This is a genomic window from Christiangramia sp. 3-2217-3z (assembly GCF_051195275.1).
Lineage (GTDB): Bacteria > Bacteroidota > Bacteroidia > Flavobacteriales > Flavobacteriaceae > Christiangramia > Christiangramia marina.
Window position 1 is genome coordinate 102,454 of sequence record NZ_JBNJLI010000007.1, and the last position, 17,074, is coordinate 119,527.

The 17,074-nt window shown below is 37.5% G+C and carries 19 protein-coding genes; 12 read left to right on the plus strand and 7 right to left on the minus strand.

Features of this window, described 5'->3' with window-relative positions; translation table 11 throughout:
- Positions 1–87 precede the first annotated feature (87 nt).
- Positions 88–246, minus strand: a complete 159-nt coding sequence (gene rpmH, locus ACSHZO_RS12945; RefSeq protein ID WP_011708966.1) for a 50S ribosomal protein L34 — start codon at positions 244–246, stop codon at positions 88–90.
- A 146-nt stretch (positions 247–392) separates the two neighbouring features.
- Between rpmH and ACSHZO_RS12950 the strand changes: the two genes are divergently transcribed.
- Both ACSHZO_RS12950 and ACSHZO_RS12955 read left to right on the plus strand, forming a co-directional pair.
- Positions 393–908: a DUF2892 domain-containing protein gene (locus ACSHZO_RS12950; protein ID WP_295179058.1), complete on the plus strand. Its 516-nt coding sequence runs from the start codon at positions 393–395 to the stop codon at positions 906–908.
- A 115-nt stretch (positions 909–1,023) separates the two neighbouring features.
- A complete protein-coding gene (locus ACSHZO_RS12955; protein ID WP_298247742.1) occupies positions 1,024–1,731 on the plus strand; it encodes a TlpA family protein disulfide reductase in 708 nt (235 codons plus the stop codon).
- On the opposite strand, the gene ACSHZO_RS12960 is transcribed toward ACSHZO_RS12955, so the two are convergent.
- Together ACSHZO_RS12960 and ACSHZO_RS12965 are read right to left on the minus strand one after the other, a co-directional pair.
- The gene (locus ACSHZO_RS12960) at positions 1,728–2,690 is read right to left on the minus strand and encodes a lytic transglycosylase domain-containing protein (RefSeq protein ID WP_298247741.1); all 963 of its coding nucleotides are present in this window, start codon (positions 2,688–2,690) and stop codon (positions 1,728–1,730) included. The two genes, ACSHZO_RS12955 and ACSHZO_RS12960, sit on opposite strands and share 4 nt — an antisense overlap.
- 10 nt (positions 2,691–2,700) lie before the next feature.
- Complete coding sequence (locus tag ACSHZO_RS12965; RefSeq protein WP_366878383.1) at positions 2,701–3,381, minus strand: alpha/beta hydrolase; 681 nt, start codon at positions 3,379–3,381, stop codon at positions 2,701–2,703.
- Positions 3,382–3,491: 110 nt separating this feature from the next.
- On the opposite strand from ACSHZO_RS12965, the gene ACSHZO_RS12970 reads away from it, so the two are divergent.
- Both ACSHZO_RS12970 and ACSHZO_RS12975 read left to right on the plus strand, forming a co-directional pair.
- Positions 3,492–4,205 (plus strand): pirin family protein, encoded by a 714-nt coding sequence (locus tag ACSHZO_RS12970; RefSeq protein ID WP_298247740.1) that lies wholly within the window; start codon positions 3,492–3,494, stop codon positions 4,203–4,205.
- A gap of 10 nt (positions 4,206–4,215) precedes the next feature.
- Positions 4,216–4,512, plus strand: coding sequence for a GNAT family N-acetyltransferase (locus tag ACSHZO_RS12975; protein WP_298247739.1), 297 nt, complete (start codon positions 4,216–4,218; stop codon positions 4,510–4,512).
- Here ACSHZO_RS12975 and mtaB read toward each other — a convergent pair.
- The 3 genes from mtaB to ACSHZO_RS12990 form a co-directional block, all read right to left on the minus strand.
- Positions 4,509–5,837: a tRNA (N(6)-L-threonylcarbamoyladenosine(37)-C(2))-methylthiotransferase MtaB gene (gene mtaB, locus ACSHZO_RS12980; RefSeq protein WP_298247738.1), complete on the minus strand. Its 1,329-nt coding sequence runs from the start codon at positions 5,835–5,837 to the stop codon at positions 4,509–4,511. The genes ACSHZO_RS12975 and mtaB overlap by 4 nt on opposite strands.
- 111 nt (positions 5,838–5,948) lie before the next feature.
- Positions 5,949–7,121 carry a GlmU family protein gene (locus ACSHZO_RS12985; RefSeq protein ID WP_298247737.1) on the minus strand — a complete coding sequence of 391 codons (1,173 nt, stop codon included), beginning with the start codon at positions 7,119–7,121 and terminating at the stop codon, positions 5,949–5,951.
- A 106-nt stretch (positions 7,122–7,227) separates the two neighbouring features.
- Positions 7,228–7,482 (minus strand): type B 50S ribosomal protein L31, encoded by a 255-nt coding sequence (locus ACSHZO_RS12990; RefSeq protein WP_026916023.1) that lies wholly within the window; start codon positions 7,480–7,482, stop codon positions 7,228–7,230.
- 149 nt (positions 7,483–7,631) lie between these two features.
- Between ACSHZO_RS12990 and ACSHZO_RS12995 the strand changes: the two genes are divergently transcribed.
- The 7 genes from ACSHZO_RS12995 to ACSHZO_RS13025 all read left to right on the plus strand — a co-directional run bounded on the left by ACSHZO_RS12995 (position 7,632) and on the right by ACSHZO_RS13025 (position 14,624).
- Positions 7,632–8,162 carry a DUF4199 domain-containing protein gene (locus tag ACSHZO_RS12995; RefSeq protein WP_295179073.1) on the plus strand — a complete coding sequence of 177 codons (531 nt, stop codon included), beginning with the start codon at positions 7,632–7,634 and terminating at the stop codon, positions 8,160–8,162.
- A gap of 3 nt (positions 8,163–8,165) precedes the next feature.
- Positions 8,166–9,125 (plus strand): glycosyltransferase family 2 protein, encoded by a 960-nt coding sequence (locus ACSHZO_RS13000; protein ID WP_298247736.1) that lies wholly within the window; start codon positions 8,166–8,168, stop codon positions 9,123–9,125.
- A 49-nt stretch (positions 9,126–9,174) separates the two neighbouring features.
- Complete coding sequence (locus tag ACSHZO_RS13005; protein ID WP_298247735.1) at positions 9,175–10,905, plus strand: phospho-sugar mutase; 1,731 nt, start codon at positions 9,175–9,177, stop codon at positions 10,903–10,905.
- Positions 10,906–10,915: 10 nt separating this feature from the next.
- Positions 10,916–12,739, plus strand: coding sequence for an ABC transporter ATP-binding protein (locus ACSHZO_RS13010; RefSeq protein WP_298247734.1), 1,824 nt, complete (start codon positions 10,916–10,918; stop codon positions 12,737–12,739).
- A 316-nt stretch (positions 12,740–13,055) separates the two neighbouring features.
- Complete coding sequence (locus ACSHZO_RS13015; RefSeq protein WP_298247733.1) at positions 13,056–13,610, plus strand: RNA polymerase sigma factor; 555 nt, start codon at positions 13,056–13,058, stop codon at positions 13,608–13,610.
- 31 nt (positions 13,611–13,641) lie between these two features.
- Entirely contained in the window at positions 13,642–14,163 is a 522-nt protein-coding gene (locus ACSHZO_RS13020) for a hypothetical protein (protein ID WP_298247732.1), read from the plus strand.
- A gap of 2 nt (positions 14,164–14,165) precedes the next feature.
- Entirely contained in the window at positions 14,166–14,624 is a 459-nt protein-coding gene (locus ACSHZO_RS13025; RefSeq protein WP_298247731.1) for a hypothetical protein, read from the plus strand.
- Between the two features lie 60 nt (positions 14,625–14,684).
- Here ACSHZO_RS13025 and ACSHZO_RS13030 read toward each other — a convergent pair whose 3' ends face one another.
- On the minus strand, positions 14,685–15,752 hold the full coding sequence (locus ACSHZO_RS13030; RefSeq protein ID WP_298247730.1) for a WD40/YVTN/BNR-like repeat-containing protein: 1,068 nt from the start codon (positions 15,750–15,752) through the stop codon (positions 14,685–14,687).
- Between the two features lie 72 nt (positions 15,753–15,824).
- On the opposite strand from ACSHZO_RS13030, the gene ACSHZO_RS13035 reads away from it, so the two are divergent.
- A complete protein-coding gene (locus tag ACSHZO_RS13035) occupies positions 15,825–17,039 on the plus strand; it encodes an RsmB/NOP family class I SAM-dependent RNA methyltransferase (RefSeq protein ID WP_298247729.1) in 1,215 nt (404 codons plus the stop codon).
- Positions 17,040–17,074 lie beyond the last annotated feature (35 nt).

Genomic DNA, 17,074 nt, shown 5'->3' on the forward strand with positions numbered 1-17,074 from the left:
TGTACTATAAAATTAAGAAGCGTCGGGGTATAAAAAAAGGCGTTACTCAAAAAGTAACACCTTTAATATTTCAATTAATGATAATCATTAATGCTTATGTCTGTTTTCAGAAGATACAGATAGTTTCTTTCTTCCTTTTGCTCTTCTTCTGGCAAGGACTTTTCTACCGTTGGCACTTGCCATACGCTCCCTAAAGCCGTGCTTGTTTTTTCTTTTTCTTTTGGATGGTTGAAACGTTCTTTTCATTGTGAATATCTTTTATCTTCTAAAATTCGTTTATCTGTCTTAAAAACTGCGTGCAAATATACAAAGCTTTTTATGTACTGCAAATACTAAACATAAAAAATTTTAATTGTTTTTACTACCTTTGCCGCCGGAAAACAAACTTATCTATGTTCAATAAGATTATCAAACTATTTATCGCAGGATTACTTATCGCCGTTGCTGTCTGGCAATTTATTGAAGGGGAAATTGGAAATGGAATTGCTCTCATTCTACTTTCCGGGATTTTTATCTTCCTGTATTTTAAGAATGAAATGATACTTTTGGCGTTTCTTAGACTTAGAAAACAAGATTTTCCTGGCGCAAAAAAATGGCTTGACAAGATTAAAGATCCCGAAAAGGCATTAGTACCAAAGCAACAGGGATATTACTGGTACCTGCACGGTCTAATGGTTTCTCAAACCAATATGACCCAGGCTGAAAAGTTCTTTAAGCGTGCTATCAAACTTGGACTTTCAATGGATCACGATCTTGCCATGGCAAAATTAAACCTTGCTGGAATCGCCATGACCAAAAGAAGAAAGAGAGAAGCGACTACACTACTTAGTGAAGCTAAAAAACTTGACAAACATGGAATGCTAAACGACCAGATTCGAATGATGAAAGAGCAAATGAAAAAGATCTAATTAAGAGTTTTTTTAAGATATTTTCTTTCAACAAGTAAATTGGTATTTAAACGAGTATTTTTCTGAATCGTCTTTATTCATAATACTTTTAAGGGGTAAGCCCCAAAAATAAATTATGAAGAGACTGTTACTTTTGTTAACGCTTCTTTTTATTACGCCCCATTTATTCGCCCAGCAAGATCTGGACGATAAATATTATTTTACTGAAGCGCTTTTTGAGCATTTATCTGACTATAATAAAAAGGCCGATGCTGCATTTAGAGCTAATAAATATGAAGAAGCCCAGGAGCTCTTCGAAAAATTCACTTCGGAACAACTTGCAGGTTCTTACATGAATAATTTTAAATTCAAGAACCTTCGAAATCGTGAAGTTGAGCTTTACGATTTTAATAAACCGACTTTCCTTATTACTTATGCCAGCTGGTGTATTCCTGCTAAGGGAGAAATTCCTGCAATTAACAAATTAGCGAAAGAATACTCTGAGAAGGTGGATTTTGTGGTGTTGTTCTGGGATAAGCGAAAAACTGTAAAGAAACTTTCAGATCAATTTGATTCAGAAATTTTAGTAGTTTATGTGGATGAATCAGAAAACAACGGTGGTTACGTCGTGAAACAACTGAAACATTCCTTAGGACTTCCAACTTGCTTCTTACTTTCCGAAGATAAAAGGATCACTTCCATTCGAAGAAGCGTATTCTCAGGACCGGCAACCGATCTCGAAACGGCTTATCAAAAAAACTATATCGCACTGGAAACCTCGATTTCAAAAAACCTGGTTCCCGAGTACGATGAAGTTTATGCAGATAATGTTAGTGTAGACTAATCTAGTATGGGATACTGACCTTTTTCAGGGATCTCAATATAATAAGTCCTTCTTGACGAATTATTGAGATGATCATCCCTTAACCAGGGGTTATGAATCTTTAGAGTTTTATAGTTGATTCCGAATTCTCTCGCAAAATTTGGGAAATTCTCTACAGCAGTGTCTACTTTCACTTTATTAAGCTGAATTGGCGCGTAAAGATCTTCTTCTTCGTAATCGAATCCATACTTCTCAGGATTGTTCATGATCTCTTTCAAGGCAAGAATTCTAAACACATATCTACCGGTCTCTTCTCCAAGTAATAACTCATAGTATTCATCAACCTTTTGTCTATCCAATTGCTTATCCACACCATACTGACCTGCATTATATGAAGCCGCGGCCAATGTCCAGGAACCAAAGCGTGCCTTTGCTTTCTTCAGGTAATCTGCAGCTACACGGGTGGACTTCTCAATATTATACCGTTCATCAACATTCGAATTGATCTCCAATCCATACTCCTTCCCTGTTCCTTCAAGGATTTGCCAGAAACCTACTGCCTTTGCAGGTGATACAGCCTGAGTCAAACCACTTTCTATTACTGCAAGATACTTGAAGTCGTCAGGAATCCCTTCTTCTTCTAAAACCGGCTCGATGATCGGGAAGAACTTATTAGCTCGTTTTATAAGCAGCAAAGCATTCGACTGCCAATAAGTATTCACCAAAAGTTCCCTATCCATTCTTTCATAAACATCAGGATCTTCCAATGGAACGGGCTCTCCTGCAAAATCCAGGTTTTCTGGCACAGGCAACGCCTTGATTCGGTAGCTAGTTGCAACACTACGATTCCTGATCGTATCAGCTAATATACTACCGGATTCACTTGAATTTAATTCCCCATCCTGTACATATGCATTAATACTTATTCCCAGGACTGTTAGAATCCCTACAAAGATCAATGCGCTTTTCAATAAATTCATATGTTCTTATTTAAGTTCTTTTAATCAATTTACCGGTTTCGATAATTCCAGGAAGATTTTCATTGAACCACCTGAATCTATTTACTACCATAATATGCGTTCCACCTTTAACGATGATCGCATTGTCAATGTTTTTTACTGGAAAAACTTCATCCTGATCACCATGAATATGAATTACCTTTTCATCAGGCTTTTCACACTTCCAGCTCACCATCTGTTTTATAGACCAGTCCAGATACTGCTTGTCTGTAATTGAAATATACTGTTTATATAATTTCGCACGTTTTTTAAGAAAAGGTCCAATGGCATACTTCTCGAAATGGTCTACATAATTCGCCAGACTTGTGGGCACAATTCTAAATAAGCCCGTTCTAGCCGCAAACTTCATACGGGGAGGTAGCTCATGCTTGCATTTCACGCTGGAAATGATAATAAGTCTCTGTAAGTCCAGAAACTTTGTCATCTCCTGTACAATAACCCCTCCAAAAGAAACGCCTATCAATACAATATTTTCGTGTTTGATAAACTGAAGCATTCTTTTCGAATAATCTTCAAGTGATTCATCTGTCTCAGGAATTACCCACTCAAGCAAATGTGTTTCATACTTTTCTGCAGGTAAAATCAGGTTTTCAAAAATTGTTGGAGCTGCTGCCATACCAGGCATGAAATAAACATGTGTACGCTTCTGCAAACTAATCTTTTTAACATGCGAGTTACATGAAATGCACTCACAAAATCGTAAATTGAACAATCAAAATTAGCCTTTAATCTTAGACTTTCAAATCTTATAACTCATAAATAATGGATAAAATATTTCACGCTGCAGGATCTCGTGGCACCGCTAATCATGGCTGGTTGAACGCTAATTTCTCCTTTAGCTTTGCTAACTATTTCGATCCTAATAAAACAAATTTTGGACTGCTTCGTGTACTTAATGACGATTACGTTAAATCCGGAATGGGTTTTGGTACCCATCCACATAAGGATATGGAAATCATTTCTATTCCTCTTCAGGGCGCAATAAGACATAAAGATTCGATGGAACACACCGCAATCATTGAGAAAGGCGAAGTTCAGGTAATGAGCGCCGGAACGGGTGTGGAACATAGCGAATTTAATTCGTCTACTGAAGAATTGAACATGCTCCAAATCTGGATCTTCCCGGATAGGAACGGACATGAACCCCGCTATGACCAAAAGAATTATAGCAAACAGTTAGATGCTGGTGAGTTGGTTACAGTAGTAGCTCCAATGGGTCACGATGATGAAAATGCCTTGAAAATACATCAAAACGCCTTCCTATCAATCCAGAAGACCGAAGCTGGCAGGAATATTGAGTATAACCTAAATAACCAGGCCAATGGTGTTTACATCTTTATGATAGAAGGAGATTCAGAAATTGATGACTTAAAGCTTTCAAAGCGCGATGCTGTTGGTGTCTGGAATACTCCTAAGATAAATGTTGACGTTAAAAATGAATCAATGGTGCTTTTTATTGAAGTACCTATGAATTAAATCTTGAAATATGAATGTAGAAGAAATGAAGATTACAGACAATGAATTCTTGAGACAGTTTGAAACTGAGATTGAGGGAGAACTCTGCATTATAGAATATTCTCAACAGGATAGAAAGATCTTCTTAACCAAGATCAAAGTATCTGAGAAAGTTCTGGAAAGGCAAAATGATTTTATAGAAGCGGTTCTTTCCAGGATAAGCGAAACCAATATGAGAGTGGTTCCTACGAACCCAACCATTGCTGGTTTTATGCGGAAAAATAGAAGAAAATATAAAGATCTACTTCCTGTAGGTATTAATATTTAAACCAATTCTTCCTGAAGCATTTCGAATCTTACCAGGCCATCTTCATCGATCTCGGTAAGATTCACTTTTTTAAGTGTATTTACCATCTCTGGATTCCACGGTGCCTTTACCTTTACATAGTTTTCTGTAAATCCATGGATATAACCTGATTTGTTCTCGCCTTCGAATAAAACCGTTGATGTATTCCCAAGCTGACTTTCATAAAAAGCTCTGCGTTTTTTAGCAGATAAGCCTCTTAGCATTTTGCTTCTCTTTTTTCGCACTTTTAATGGGACTACTCCATCCATCTCTGCTGCTGGAGTATTATCTCTTTCTGAATAAGTGAAAACATGCAGGTATGATATATTCAATTTCTGAAGAAAATTATAGGTCTCCAGAAAATGCTCATCAGTTTCACCTGGAAAGCCAACAATGACATCTACGCCAATGCAGGCATCTGGCATGACTGATTTTATCTTATTTACACGATCCGCATATAGATCACTCAGATAGCGCCTGCGCATAAGCTTCAGCATATCGTCACTTCCACTTTGAAGTGGAATGTGAAAATGAGGTACAAAAGTATTACTTGAAGCTACAAAATCGATCGTTTCATTTTTTAGCAGGTTTGGTTCTATGGATGAAATACGAAGTCTTTCAATCCCTTCAACTTCATCCAGTGCCTGTACGAGCTCAAGAAAAGTATGCTCATGCTTTTTATTTCCGAATTCACCTTTCCCGTAGTCTCCAATATTTACTCCTGTGAGAACGATCTCTTTAATTCCCTGTTCTGCAATTTCCGTAGCATTCTGAAGGACATTTTCAAGGCGGTCACTTCTCGAAATACCTCTGGCTAAAGGAATGGTACAATATGTACACTTATAATCACATCCGTCCTGAACTTTCAAAAAAGCCCGGGTACGATCACCTATAGAATAAGAACCCACGTAGAAATCGGCTTCATCGATCTCGCAGCTATGAACTTCACCATGATCATTCTTGGTGAGATCATTCAGGTAGTCTGTAATTTTGAATTTTTCAGTAGCACCCAGGACCAGATCCACACCATCTACCTCGGCTAGTTCTTCTGGTTTCAATTGAGCATAGCAGCCTACCGCAATAAGAAATGCATCTTCATTTACCTTCTGTGCGTGCTTTACAATAGTTTTGAATCGTTTATCTGCATTTTCAGTAACAGAACAGGTATTGATCACGTAAACATCTGCTGCTTCATCAAACTCCACCCTCTGGAATCCTTCATTCTCAAAAGATCTAGCGATCGTGGAAGTTTCAGAAAAATTCAGCTTACAGCCAAGGGTATAAAATGCTACTTTTTTTGCGCTCATGATCAATTCGTCTAATCCTGTATTTCGGGCTGCAAAGATACCAACTTAAAGTGTTTCTGAAAAATCATTTATGAAACTGAAAATCAAATGATCAGATGGGGTTTCTAGAATTTAATCCCGTCGCCATTTCGCGGAATAATCGAAAATATGCTCCATGATCTTTTCATCGGCTGCGGTGAGCTCTACTCCCCGGCGTTGCATTACCAGTCTGGCGGTTTCAAAAACCTTGGTAAGTTTGTATGTTGTCGTTCCTGCACTTCCACCCCAGCTATAAGAAGGAATAAAATTTCTAGGGAAACCACTCCCAAAAATATTAGCACTCACTCCTACTACGGTCCCGGTATTAAACATGGTATTGATACCACATTTACTGTGATCTCCCATTATAAGTCCGCAGAACTGCAACCCGGTATCTGCAAATCTTTCTGTCTCATAATCCCATAAACGAACGGGGGCATAATTATTCTTAAGATTGCTGTTATTGGAATCGGCACCTATATTGCACCATTCACCAAGTACAGAATTTCCTAAAAAGCCATCATGCCCTTTATTAGAATTCTGAAACAATACAGAGTTACTAATCTCACCGCCAGCTTTGCATGAAGGTCCAATGGTAGTAGCGCCATAAATTTTAGCACCCATTTTGATCGTTGCAGATTCTCCTAATGCGAAAGGACCTTTGATAAGCGATCCTTCCATAACTGTAGCATCTTTACCTATATAAATAGGGCCATCGCTGGCATTTAATGAACAATTTTCTACGCTTGCACCTTCCTCAATAAAAATGTTTTCTGAATTCTTGGTGTAATTTGAAGAGTCAATGTCCTGAGAAGTTCTTCCTTTGGTCAAATGATTAAAGTCTAACTGAATAGCTTCAGCATTTTTAGAGAAGATATCCCAGGTATGAGCAACTATAAAAGGCTTTCTGGATGATTCTTTAAGCTGAAGATCTTCAATAGATAGTTCTGAATTCCCTTCAAACTTATATGCTATTAGGATATCTTCAAAAACTAATTTTTCGCCATGCTGAAGTACTGAAATTTCCTCCAGTAATGTATCATCCGGTAACACAGAAGCATTGATAAAGATATTTGAACTCTCTAACTTCAATGGCCACTTTTCAGAAAGATATTCTTCAGTCTTAGTTGAAGTAGTAGCATTTAATCGTTGCTCCCATTTTTCACGGATAGTTAGTATCCCAATCCGTAGATCGGCTACTGGCCTGGTGAATGTAAAAGGTAATAGATTATTTCGGAAAGTACCGTCAAATAGAATATAGTTCATATCGTATGCTTTGATTCAGCAAAAATAAAGTTTCCAACGAAACGGACTGCTGCTAAAATGAAAAAAGCCGCTAAAAGCGGCTTTGTATATCGAAAATCCGGAAGAATTACTTCTTCTTGAATTTTGAGTATTTGTTCTTGAACTTGTCAATTCTACCTGCAGTATCCAGTAATTTGGTCTGTCCAGTATAGTAAGGGTGAGAAGTTCTGGAAATTTCCAGTTTTACCAACGGGTATTCAGTTCCGTCAACTTCAATAGTTTCTTTTGTTTTTGCTGTAGATTTAGTTAAAAACACGTCTTCGTTAGACATATCTTTAAATGCTACTAATCTATAATTTTCCGGATGGATTCCCTGCTTCATCGCTTTGATCTTTTAATTTTCGAGGTGCAAATTTAACTAATTACTACTTACGGACAAATAAATTTGAAAAAACTTTTTATTTATTATTGAGTGTAACGTTTCCTTATATTTGTTAACTAACTGCTAAACTAATCAATCTACAACTTACAATGGAACAATCAACAAAAAAACTAGCTACGAGTTATGGCCTTTATCTAGGTATTGCACTTATTCTAATCTCGGTCTTAGTGTATGCATTCGACATTTCTTTAATGACTGAATGGTATTATACACCAATTGTATATATTATAATCCTTGCGCTAGCTATCATGGCAGTAAATAAGGCTAAGAAGTTCAATACTGGGATTTTTAGTTTTAAGGAAGCTTTTTCTACCTATTTTATTACAGTAGTAATTGGATTGGTTTTATCTACCTTATTTAGTGTTATACTTTTCAATGTAATCGACCCTCAAGCGGCAGATACGTTGCAGGAAATTACGATGAGTAAGCAGGCAGAAATGTTCGAAAAGTTTGGAATGACTGAAGCTCAGATTAACGAGACGATGACCGAAATGCAAAAAGAAAATTTCTTTTCGTTTAAAAATGTTATGATTAGTCTGGCAATCCAGTTAGTTATATTTTCAATTATAGGATTAATCGTAGCTTTGATCTTTAGAGAGAAAGATAAGACAAACGCATAATATATGCAGATATCGGTAGTTATACCATTACTCAACGAAGAGCAATCTTTGGTTGAATTATATAATTGGATCGCAAAAGTATTGCGATCCAATTCCTTTTCTTATGAGATCATCTTTATTGATGATGGCAGCACAGATGGTTCCTGGAAGACGATCGAATCACTTTCTGAAGCCGATGATCGTGTGAAAGGCATACGTTTTAATAGAAATTACGGGAAATCCCAGGCCTTACATGCTGGTTTTATCGAAGCCCAGGGTGAAGTAATCATCACCATGGATGCCGATCTTCAGGATAATCCTGATGAAATTCCAGAATTATACGCCTTAATTAAGGAGCAGAAATATGACCTTGTTTCAGGATGGAAAAAGAAGCGTTATGATAATGTGATCACCAAAAATCTTCCTTCCAAACTATTTAATGCCGCTGCAAGAAAAACTTCCGGAGTAAAATTAAATGATTTTAACTGCGGACTAAAGGCTTACAGAAATGAAGTGATCAAGAACATTGATGTCTATGGTGAAATGCATCGATACATTCCTGTACTTGCCAAAAATGCCGGTTACAGCAAGATCACCGAAAAAGAAGTTAAACACCAGGCCAGGAAATATGGTAACACAAAATTTGGCGCCAGTAGATTTCTAAATGGCTTCCTGGACCTAATTAGCATTTGGTTTCTTTCCAAATTTGGACGCAGACCTATGCACCTTTTTGGAGCACTGGGCGTTCTAATGTTTATCATTGGTTTTGTCTCTGCATTTCTTATTGGTGTCTCCAAGCTTTATAAACTTTATCATGGCCTACCTAACGTACTGGTAACTCAGAATCCATGGTTCTATATTTCACTTGCAGTGATGATCATAGGAACACAGTTTTTTCTTGCTGGTTTTCTGGGAGAGCTTATTCTTCGTTCAAAACGCGAGAAAGAGCGCTACCTGATACGAAAAACCACCAGTAATATTTAGTACCTTTCTCGTATTTATCATTATTTTTGTTTAGCAAAACCAACTAATTATGGCAACTAATAAACCTGAAATTCTTCAGAAGGCACAGGCGTGGCTTACTGATATCTTTGATGCAGACACTAAAACCGAGATCAATAGACTAATAAATGCTGATCCAGGGGAGCTGGAAGAAAGCTTTTACAAAAATGCTGAATTTGGTACAGGTGGAATGCGTGGTGTTATGGGTGTTGGTACAAATCGTATCAACAAATATACTTTAGGTAAAAATACCCAGGGACTTTCAGATTATTTGAAAAAATCTTTTCCTGGAGAGCAGGTTAAAGTTGCGATTGCTTACGACTGCAGGCATAATAGCGATACGTTAGCCAAAGTTGTTGCAGATGTATTTTCGGCGAACGATATCAAAGTATATCTCTTTTCTGAACTACGACCGACTCCTGAATTGTCTTTTGCAGTCAAGGAATTAGAATGTCACTGTGGGATCGTGCTTACCGCAAGCCATAATCCACCAGAATACAATGGTTACAAGGTTTATTGGCAGGATGGTGGCCAGTTAGTTCCACCGCAGGACAAAGAAGTGATCGAAATCATTAATAATCTTGACTATACTGAAGTTAAATTTGAAGCGAACGAATCTTTGATCGAGAAGATCGACAAGAAGATTGACGATTCATTTGCAAAAGCTTCTGTAGAAAATGGAAGTTTTGATACTTCAGCTATCGCAAAGAGCGATCTTAAAGTAGTATTTACTTCTCTCCACGGAACTTCTATTACAATGGTTCCTGAAGTTCTGGAAAAGGCAGGATTCAGTAATGTTCATATTGTTGAGGAGCAGCGTGAACCAGATGGTAATTTTCCGACAGTGAAATCACCTAATCCGGAAGAACCTGAAGCATTAAAAATGGCTTTGGAAAAAGCAGAAGAGATCAATGCAGATATTGTTATTGGAACAGATCCGGATTGTGACAGGCTTGGAGTTGCCGTTCGTGATTTAGATGGTAAAATGGTACTTCTTAATGGAAATCAAACCATGTTGGTGATGACCTGGTTTCTGCTTGAGGAATGGAAAAAACAGGATAAAATCAAAGGATCGGAGTTTGTTGCTTCTACGATAGTTTCCACTCCAATGATGAAGAATTTGACCGAATCATACGGAGTAGAATACAAAGAAGTTCTTACAGGATTTAAATGGATCGCAAAACTCATCAAGGACCACCCCGAAATGAATTTTATTGGTGGCGGTGAAGAAAGTTTTGGTTATATGGTTGGTGATTTTGTTAGAGATAAAGATGCGGTAACCGCTACCCTACTTGCTTGTGAGATCGCAGCAAAAATGAAGGCAGAAGGAAAATCTTTCTACCAGAAACTTCTTGAGCTTTACACAGAACATGGTCTTTTTCGTGAAGAACTTATATCCCTCGTAAAAAAAGGAATCAAGGGTGAGCAGGAAATCAAAGAAATGCTGGTAGATCTCAGAGAAAATCCATGGGAAGAGATCGATGGAGAAAAAGTGGTCTTAGTTGAAGACTACCACGCTTCTACTGCAAAAAATGTTTTAGAGCGAAAAGAGTCCGTTATCGATATTCCAAAATCAAATGTTCTAATATATTATACTGAAAATGGAACGAAGATCGCGGCAAGACCAAGTGGCACAGAGCCAAAAATCAAGTTCTACATCAGCGTAAATTCTCAGCTGGATGATATTCACAATTATGATGCTGAAAATCAGAAATTAAGTGATAAGATTGCCCGAATCAAAGATGAATTAAAACTGGGCTAAATTTCTTTAAATGACCTATTTTAGAAAGATCATGATGTTCGCAATGCCGTACAGGAAGTTTGCGATCCTCAATATTATTTGTAATATCTTCTATGCGATATTCAGTACATTATCTTTTATCGCGCTAATACCTGTTATCCAGGTACTCTTTGATAAAACAAAAAGGGTTGCTGAGAAACCAGTTTATACTGGAATTTCGAACGCTAAAGATTATTTTTCAGATTACTTTAATTACGAGGTCACGCAGAGAGTGAACGAGGATGAAGTTGCCGCACTTATATTTATCTGCGGAATTGTAGTTCTCCTTTTCTTTCTCAAAAACCTGTTTGGCTATCTAAGTTCTTTCTTTCTTACATTTCTTCGGAATGGCGTGTTACGCGACCTTCGTGATGCGATGTATAAAAAGATACTTGCCTTGCCAGTAGCTTATTTTTCAGAAAAAAGAAAAGGTGATACCATATCAAGAATCACTGCCGATGTAAACGAGGTTCAAACTTCATTTCTTTCCATTCTGGAACTCATTGTACGAGAACCCCTCACCATTTTATTTACGATCCTGGCAATGTTAGTGATGAGTGTACAATTGACGCTCTTCGTTTTTATATTTCTTCCAATCGCTGGTTTTATTATTAGTTTGATTGGAAAGCAATTAAAGCGAAAGTCGAATCTTGCTCAGGAAGAAAACGGTCATTTTCTTAGTATTGTTGAAGAGACACTTTCCAGTTTAAAGATCGTAAAAGGTTTTAATGCAGAAAGTAAATTTTACGAGAGGTTTCAGCAAAGCACAAATAGACTCAAGGAAATCCTGAATAGTCTTATTAACAGGCAAAATTTGGCATCACCGACCAGTGAATTCCTGGGAATCTTTGTTATTGTTGTAATTCTATGGTTTGGAGGTAATATGGTTCTTGTTGAGGAATCTCTGGATGCAGCAACTTTTATAGCTTTTCTGGGATTGGCTTACAACATCCTGACTCCGGCAAAACAAATTTCTAAAGCTACTTACAGCGTAAAGAAAGGTGATGCGGCGGCAGAAAGGATCCTGCAGGTTCTCGAAACACCATCTACCATAACAGACCATCCAGACGCCATTGATAAAAAGAATTTCGAAACAGGCATAGAGATCTCAAATGTGGATTTCGCTTATGAAGATGATAAGGTATTAAAACAATTCTCTATCAACGTGAATAAAGGTGAAACCGTCGCTTTGGTAGGACAATCTGGATCTGGAAAATCTACGATTGCAAATTTGATCACCAGGTTCTACGATGTAAATTCCGGAACTATTAAGATCGACGGAATCGATATTAGAAAGATGAAAAAATCTGATCTCCGGGATTTGCTTGGCCTGGTTACTCAGGATTCAATATTATTTAATGATAGTATTCGGAATAATATCGCACTTGGTAAAGATGATGCTACAGATGCAGAAATTATTGAGGCGTTAAAAATAGCCAACGCCTGGGAATTCGTAAAAGAACTTCCAAAACAATTGGATACAAATATTGGAGATAGCGGAAACAAATTAAGTGGTGGCCAGAAGCAACGTTTATCTATTGCAAGGGCTGTACTTAAAAATCCACCAGTAATGATACTGGATGAAGCAACCTCTGCCCTGGATACTGAAAGTGAGAAACTGGTTCAGAAAGCTTTGGAAAATATGATGAAGAACCGGACCTCTATTGTGATCGCGCACAGATTATCTACGATACAGAATGCAGACAAGATTGTCGTGATGCAAAAAGGTGAGATAGTGGAACAGGGAAAACATCAGGAATTGATTGATGCCAATGGAACTTATAAGAAACTGGTAGCTATGCAGTCTTTTGAATGATCAAATGAAGTAACGACATAAAAAAAAGGATGACTACATAGGTATCATCCTTTTTTTAATTATTATTCTCACTTGGGGCAGCAAGAATAATTCGAAATAATTCAATTTTTAAGGGGCAAAAAAAGGATTAAATCTTTTAACTGTTGTAAATATACGTCAAAATACATATTGACCAAATTTATTTAGCATTTAATCCGGAAATCATTCCTTTCATCTGATTATTGAGGTATTCTGTAAGCTATTACTTACATGCATTTATTTTAAACATCGTTTTGAACGATAATCGAATTAAATATCTTTGTATTGAACGTCTATTATGTCCAACACACCAGAAGCTGAACAGGATCTTATACTAAGATTGCAGAAGCAATCCACTTCCCAGGAAGCTTTCAGGGAATTAATAACGCTTTATAAAGAGCGGTTGTACTGGCATATCCGGAATATTGCAAAAAGTCATGATGATACAGATGATATTCTGCAGAATACCTTCATTAAGATTTTCAGAAATATTGATAAATTTAAGGGTGATAGCAAATTGTACAGCTGGATGTACCGTATCGCGACGAACGAAGCCATTACATTCATCAATAAAAAAGCGCGGCGCTTAAAGATCACTTCAGAAGAACTTCAGGATCAAATTATTGATAATCTTGAAAGTGATGTCTATTTTGAAGGAAGCGAAATACAATTGATATTACAAAAAGCTATCGCCACGCTTCCGCAGAAACAGCAACAGGTCTTTAATATGAAATATTTCGAAGAATTGAAATATAGAGAAATGGCAGAGATTTTGAGTACTAGTGAGGGAGCCTTGAAAGCTTCGTATCACATTGCGACCAAGAAGATCGAAGAATTTTTAAAGTCTAATTAAACCATTACTTAAATACTAAGTCATAAGTACGATGAAACTTGATAATTTTAAACATAAGAATAACTCTGGATTCAAAGTCCCGGAAACTTATTTCCAGGATCTTGAAAATAGTCTTATGGATAAATTTTCTCACGAAAATGAACTACCTGCAATCGAAAGTTCAGGCTTTACGACGCCACATAATTATTTTGATGAGCTTGAAGATAATATCCTCTCAAAATCTTTTGCTCCTGAAACTAAAGTTGTACCGTTATTTAAAAAAGAATACTGGCTATATGCTTCGGCCATAGCTGCAATCATTGTCATCATGCTAGGCAACTTCTTTCCTTCTAATCAAACGAACGATCTTGGTTGGGATGATATAGAGGTTACGGCTTTAGAAAATTACCTTTACGACAGTTATGAAATGGGAAGTATCGACCTTAATAGTGTTGAATATTCAGATTTGATTACTCAAGGTAATCTGGAAGCTGACTTTACTGAAATTGATACTGAAGCAGCTTTCGAATATATTGATGAAAACGTTGAAGATCCATCTTATATAATGGACTAATTATGAAAAGATACCTACTAATAATTCTATTTCTTTTGCCAGCGAATATTTTACTGGCACAGGAAAAAAACGAAGATCGGGAAGCACAACACAAAAGGATCAAAGCTTTAAAAGTAGCTTTTATTACTCAGGAACTCGAGCTCACCGATAAACTGGCTCAGGAATTCTGGCCAATTTATAATGAATACGAGCGTAAGAAGAGAAAACTTCACGAACGTGAGCATATCGAACTGGAAGATGTAAGTTGCTATAATGAGGACCAGGCTGAAGATCTTCTAAATGAATTCCTTTCTGTTGAAAACGAAGAATACAAGATCAAAAAACAACTCTTCAAAGACTTGAAGCAAATTATTACAGCGAAAGACATTATAAAATTACATAAACTCGAGGACGAATTTCATAAAAAGCTCATTAGAGAATACAGAGCGAAAAAGGAAAATAATAAATCGAGGGACGAATAATATTGGTTAAGTATTTGGTTAGAATGAAACGGCCCGGCTTTAAAAGTCGGGCCTGTTTTTTTAATTAAATCTAAGCTTCGCTACTCTTCCACTTCCAGCCGCATATGCAGTGGAGTCATTGATAAATCTAATGGTGAAAAATCCTTCTTCACTCAATTCTGACCAGGTTTCTCCACCATCTTTGCTATAATCAATGCCTTCAAAACCTACGGCAACTAATTCATCCCCATCACCACCGGGAACGAATTTAACCGAACTTCTATAGCCCGGCTCCTGCCCTTCTGCAACTAAATTCCAGGTTTTACCACCATCTGCTGTGATCGCTTTGTTTCCGTTATTCTCTTTTGATTTGGTATAATCTCCACCAATGATAAATCCAATTTCAGAATTAAAAAAGTCAACACTATAACCTCCTGAAGTGGCAGTTCCCTGAACAAGTGGGGTATCAAAAATCTTCCAGTTCTTCCCCTTATCTGGAGAATACAAAATTCTCGATTTCATCCCGCCTGTAAGGATCCAGGTTTCATCCTTATAAATTGCAATATTTGAATTACTGGCTGCAAAAGCTGCTTCACCATCGGCAGTTGGAGGTAGTTGCTCACAGTCAAGTTTTTTCCAGTTTTTTCCGGCATCTCTCGTGATTATAATAGAAATACAGCCATCAGTAGGATCGCCCATCGCAATTCCTTCTGTATCATTCCAGAAAGTCATGGAATCATAAAAAGCCTTCTCATCATCTTCTTTATAGACCAGTTCCAACTGGCCATTATTACCAGTTTTGTATAACAACGCAGGACTTCCTACCCCAAGCATAAAGAAGTCGTTCGAAGTGCTTGCGATGGCTCGAAACTCGGGATAAATACTATTATAAGCCTGAGTATTCGTCTTCCAGGTTTTGGTCGTTGCATTATACAAACCATAAGTCCCTTTATTCGCTGCGAAGGCCAGGTTCTCACCAATCACCTGGATCGCCCTGATGCTCAATGAATCATCTTCAAGTATATTTTCGATATGAACTTCACTAAAGGTTGTATGCTTACTTAAAGAGATTGAATCTTCAGCTTCAGACTCATTATTATTTTTGCAACCTGCAGTAAGGACTAATAGAAGTAGTACCAGTTTTTTCATAAAATAGATTTGATCCAAATATAGATTTTTCCGAATCAAAAAAACGTAACTTTGCCGGCTTAAAGAAGAATTATGCGCCTACACAGAAATCTCGTTTTTGCAACTATAGATGCTCTTGCTGAAATTTTCAACGATGGAAAATATGCCGACAAGGTAATTGAAAAGACGCTGAAGCGTGATAAAAGATGGGGATCAAGAGATCGCAGTTTTATTGCTGAAACCACGTACGATATAGTTCGTTGGAAAAGATTATATGCTGAAATTGCTGAAGTAAAAGAACCATTTTCCAGAGAAGACCTCTTTAGGATTTTCGCTGTCTGGTGTGTACTTAGAGGCGTTAAGATTCCGGAATGGCCACAATTTGAAGGAACTCCGGTGAGACGAATCAAAGGGAAATTTGACGAGCTAAGCAGAACTCGAAAATTTAGAGAATCTGTGCCAGACTGGCTGGATGAACTCGGTTTGGAGGAATTAGGCGAAAAGATCTGGACACAGGAATTAAGCGCGTTAAATACACAGGCGCCAGTAGTTCTAAGAGCAAATAGCTTGAAAACCGATCCTGCTAAACTGGCTGGTATTCTACTGGAAGAAGGTATTGAAACCAATAAAGTCAGAAATTACCCTGAGGCATTGGAGCTAAAAGAGCGCTCTAACGTTTTTAGAACGAAAGCCTTCCAGGATGGCCTTTTCGAAGTTCAGGATGCAAATTCTCAAAGAGTGGCAGAATTTCTTGACGTACAACCAGGAATGAGAGTTGTAGATACCTGCGCAGGCGCAGGCGGGAAAACCCTTCACCTGGCTGCACTTATGGAGAATAAAGGCCAGATTATTGCGCTGGATATTTATGGAAATAAGTTGAAAGAATTAAAACGACGTGCAAAACGTGCTGGCGCTCATAACGTAGAGACCAGAAGTATTGAGACCACGAAAGTGATCAAAAAATTATATAATTCGGCAGACAGGGTTTTAATCGATGCTCCATGTAGCGGACTCGGAGTTCTTAGTAGAAATCCAGATGCGAAATGGAAATTACAACCAGAGTTTCTGGAAAAGATCAACAAAACTCAGGCTGAGATCCTTCCGCAATATTCCAGGATCTTGAAAAAAGGTGGAAAAATGGTGTATGCAACCTGTTCCATCCTTCCTTCAGAAAATGATAAACAGGTTCAGAAGTTTCTAAAAACAGATGAAGGTAAAGAATTCCGTTTGCTAAGAGAAAAGAAGATTCTATCCAGTGAAAGTGGCTATGATGGATTCTATATGGCGCTACTGGAAAAACAGACCTAGAAATAGGAATACTTCCGAAGCATTAAAATTTGTCC

What these genes read in the sequence shown, in the direction of transcription:
- rpmH (WP_011708966.1), bottom strand. Translation starts at nt 246, where the DNA reads ATGAAAAGAACGTTTCAACCATCCAAAAGAAAAAGAAAAAACAAGCAC.
- ACSHZO_RS12950 (WP_295179058.1), top strand. Translation starts at nt 393, where the DNA reads ATGTTCAATAAGATTATCAAACTATTTATCGCAGGATTACTTATCGCC.
- ACSHZO_RS12955 (WP_298247742.1), top strand. Translation starts at nt 1,024, where the DNA reads ATGAAGAGACTGTTACTTTTGTTAACGCTTCTTTTTATTACGCCCCAT.
- ACSHZO_RS12960 (WP_298247741.1), bottom strand. Translation starts at nt 2,690, where the DNA reads ATGAATTTATTGAAAAGCGCATTGATCTTTGTAGGGATTCTAACAGTC.
- ACSHZO_RS12970 (WP_298247740.1), top strand. Translation starts at nt 3,492, where the DNA reads ATGGATAAAATATTTCACGCTGCAGGATCTCGTGGCACCGCTAATCAT.
- ACSHZO_RS12975 (WP_298247739.1), top strand. Translation starts at nt 4,216, where the DNA reads ATGAATGTAGAAGAAATGAAGATTACAGACAATGAATTCTTGAGACAG.
- mtaB (WP_298247738.1), bottom strand. Translation starts at nt 5,837, where the DNA reads ATGAGCGCAAAAAAAGTAGCATTTTATACCCTTGGCTGTAAGCTGAAT.
- ACSHZO_RS12985 (WP_298247737.1), bottom strand. Translation starts at nt 7,121, where the DNA reads ATGAACTATATTCTATTTGACGGTACTTTCCGAAATAATCTATTACCT.
- ACSHZO_RS12990 (WP_026916023.1), bottom strand. Translation starts at nt 7,482, where the DNA reads ATGAAGCAGGGAATCCATCCGGAAAATTATAGATTAGTAGCATTTAAA.
- ACSHZO_RS12995 (WP_295179073.1), top strand. Translation starts at nt 7,632, where the DNA reads ATGGAACAATCAACAAAAAAACTAGCTACGAGTTATGGCCTTTATCTA.
- ACSHZO_RS13000 (WP_298247736.1), top strand. Translation starts at nt 8,166, where the DNA reads ATGCAGATATCGGTAGTTATACCATTACTCAACGAAGAGCAATCTTTG.
- ACSHZO_RS13005 (WP_298247735.1), top strand. Translation starts at nt 9,175, where the DNA reads ATGGCAACTAATAAACCTGAAATTCTTCAGAAGGCACAGGCGTGGCTT.
- ACSHZO_RS13010 (WP_298247734.1), top strand. Translation starts at nt 10,916, where the DNA reads ATGACCTATTTTAGAAAGATCATGATGTTCGCAATGCCGTACAGGAAG.
- ACSHZO_RS13015 (WP_298247733.1), top strand. Translation starts at nt 13,056, where the DNA reads ATGTCCAACACACCAGAAGCTGAACAGGATCTTATACTAAGATTGCAG.
- ACSHZO_RS13020 (WP_298247732.1), top strand. Translation starts at nt 13,642, where the DNA reads ATGAAACTTGATAATTTTAAACATAAGAATAACTCTGGATTCAAAGTC.
- ACSHZO_RS13025 (WP_298247731.1), top strand. Translation starts at nt 14,166, where the DNA reads ATGAAAAGATACCTACTAATAATTCTATTTCTTTTGCCAGCGAATATT.
- ACSHZO_RS13030 (WP_298247730.1), bottom strand. Translation starts at nt 15,752, where the DNA reads ATGAAAAAACTGGTACTACTTCTATTAGTCCTTACTGCAGGTTGCAAA.
- ACSHZO_RS13035 (WP_298247729.1), top strand. Translation starts at nt 15,825, where the DNA reads ATGCGCCTACACAGAAATCTCGTTTTTGCAACTATAGATGCTCTTGCT.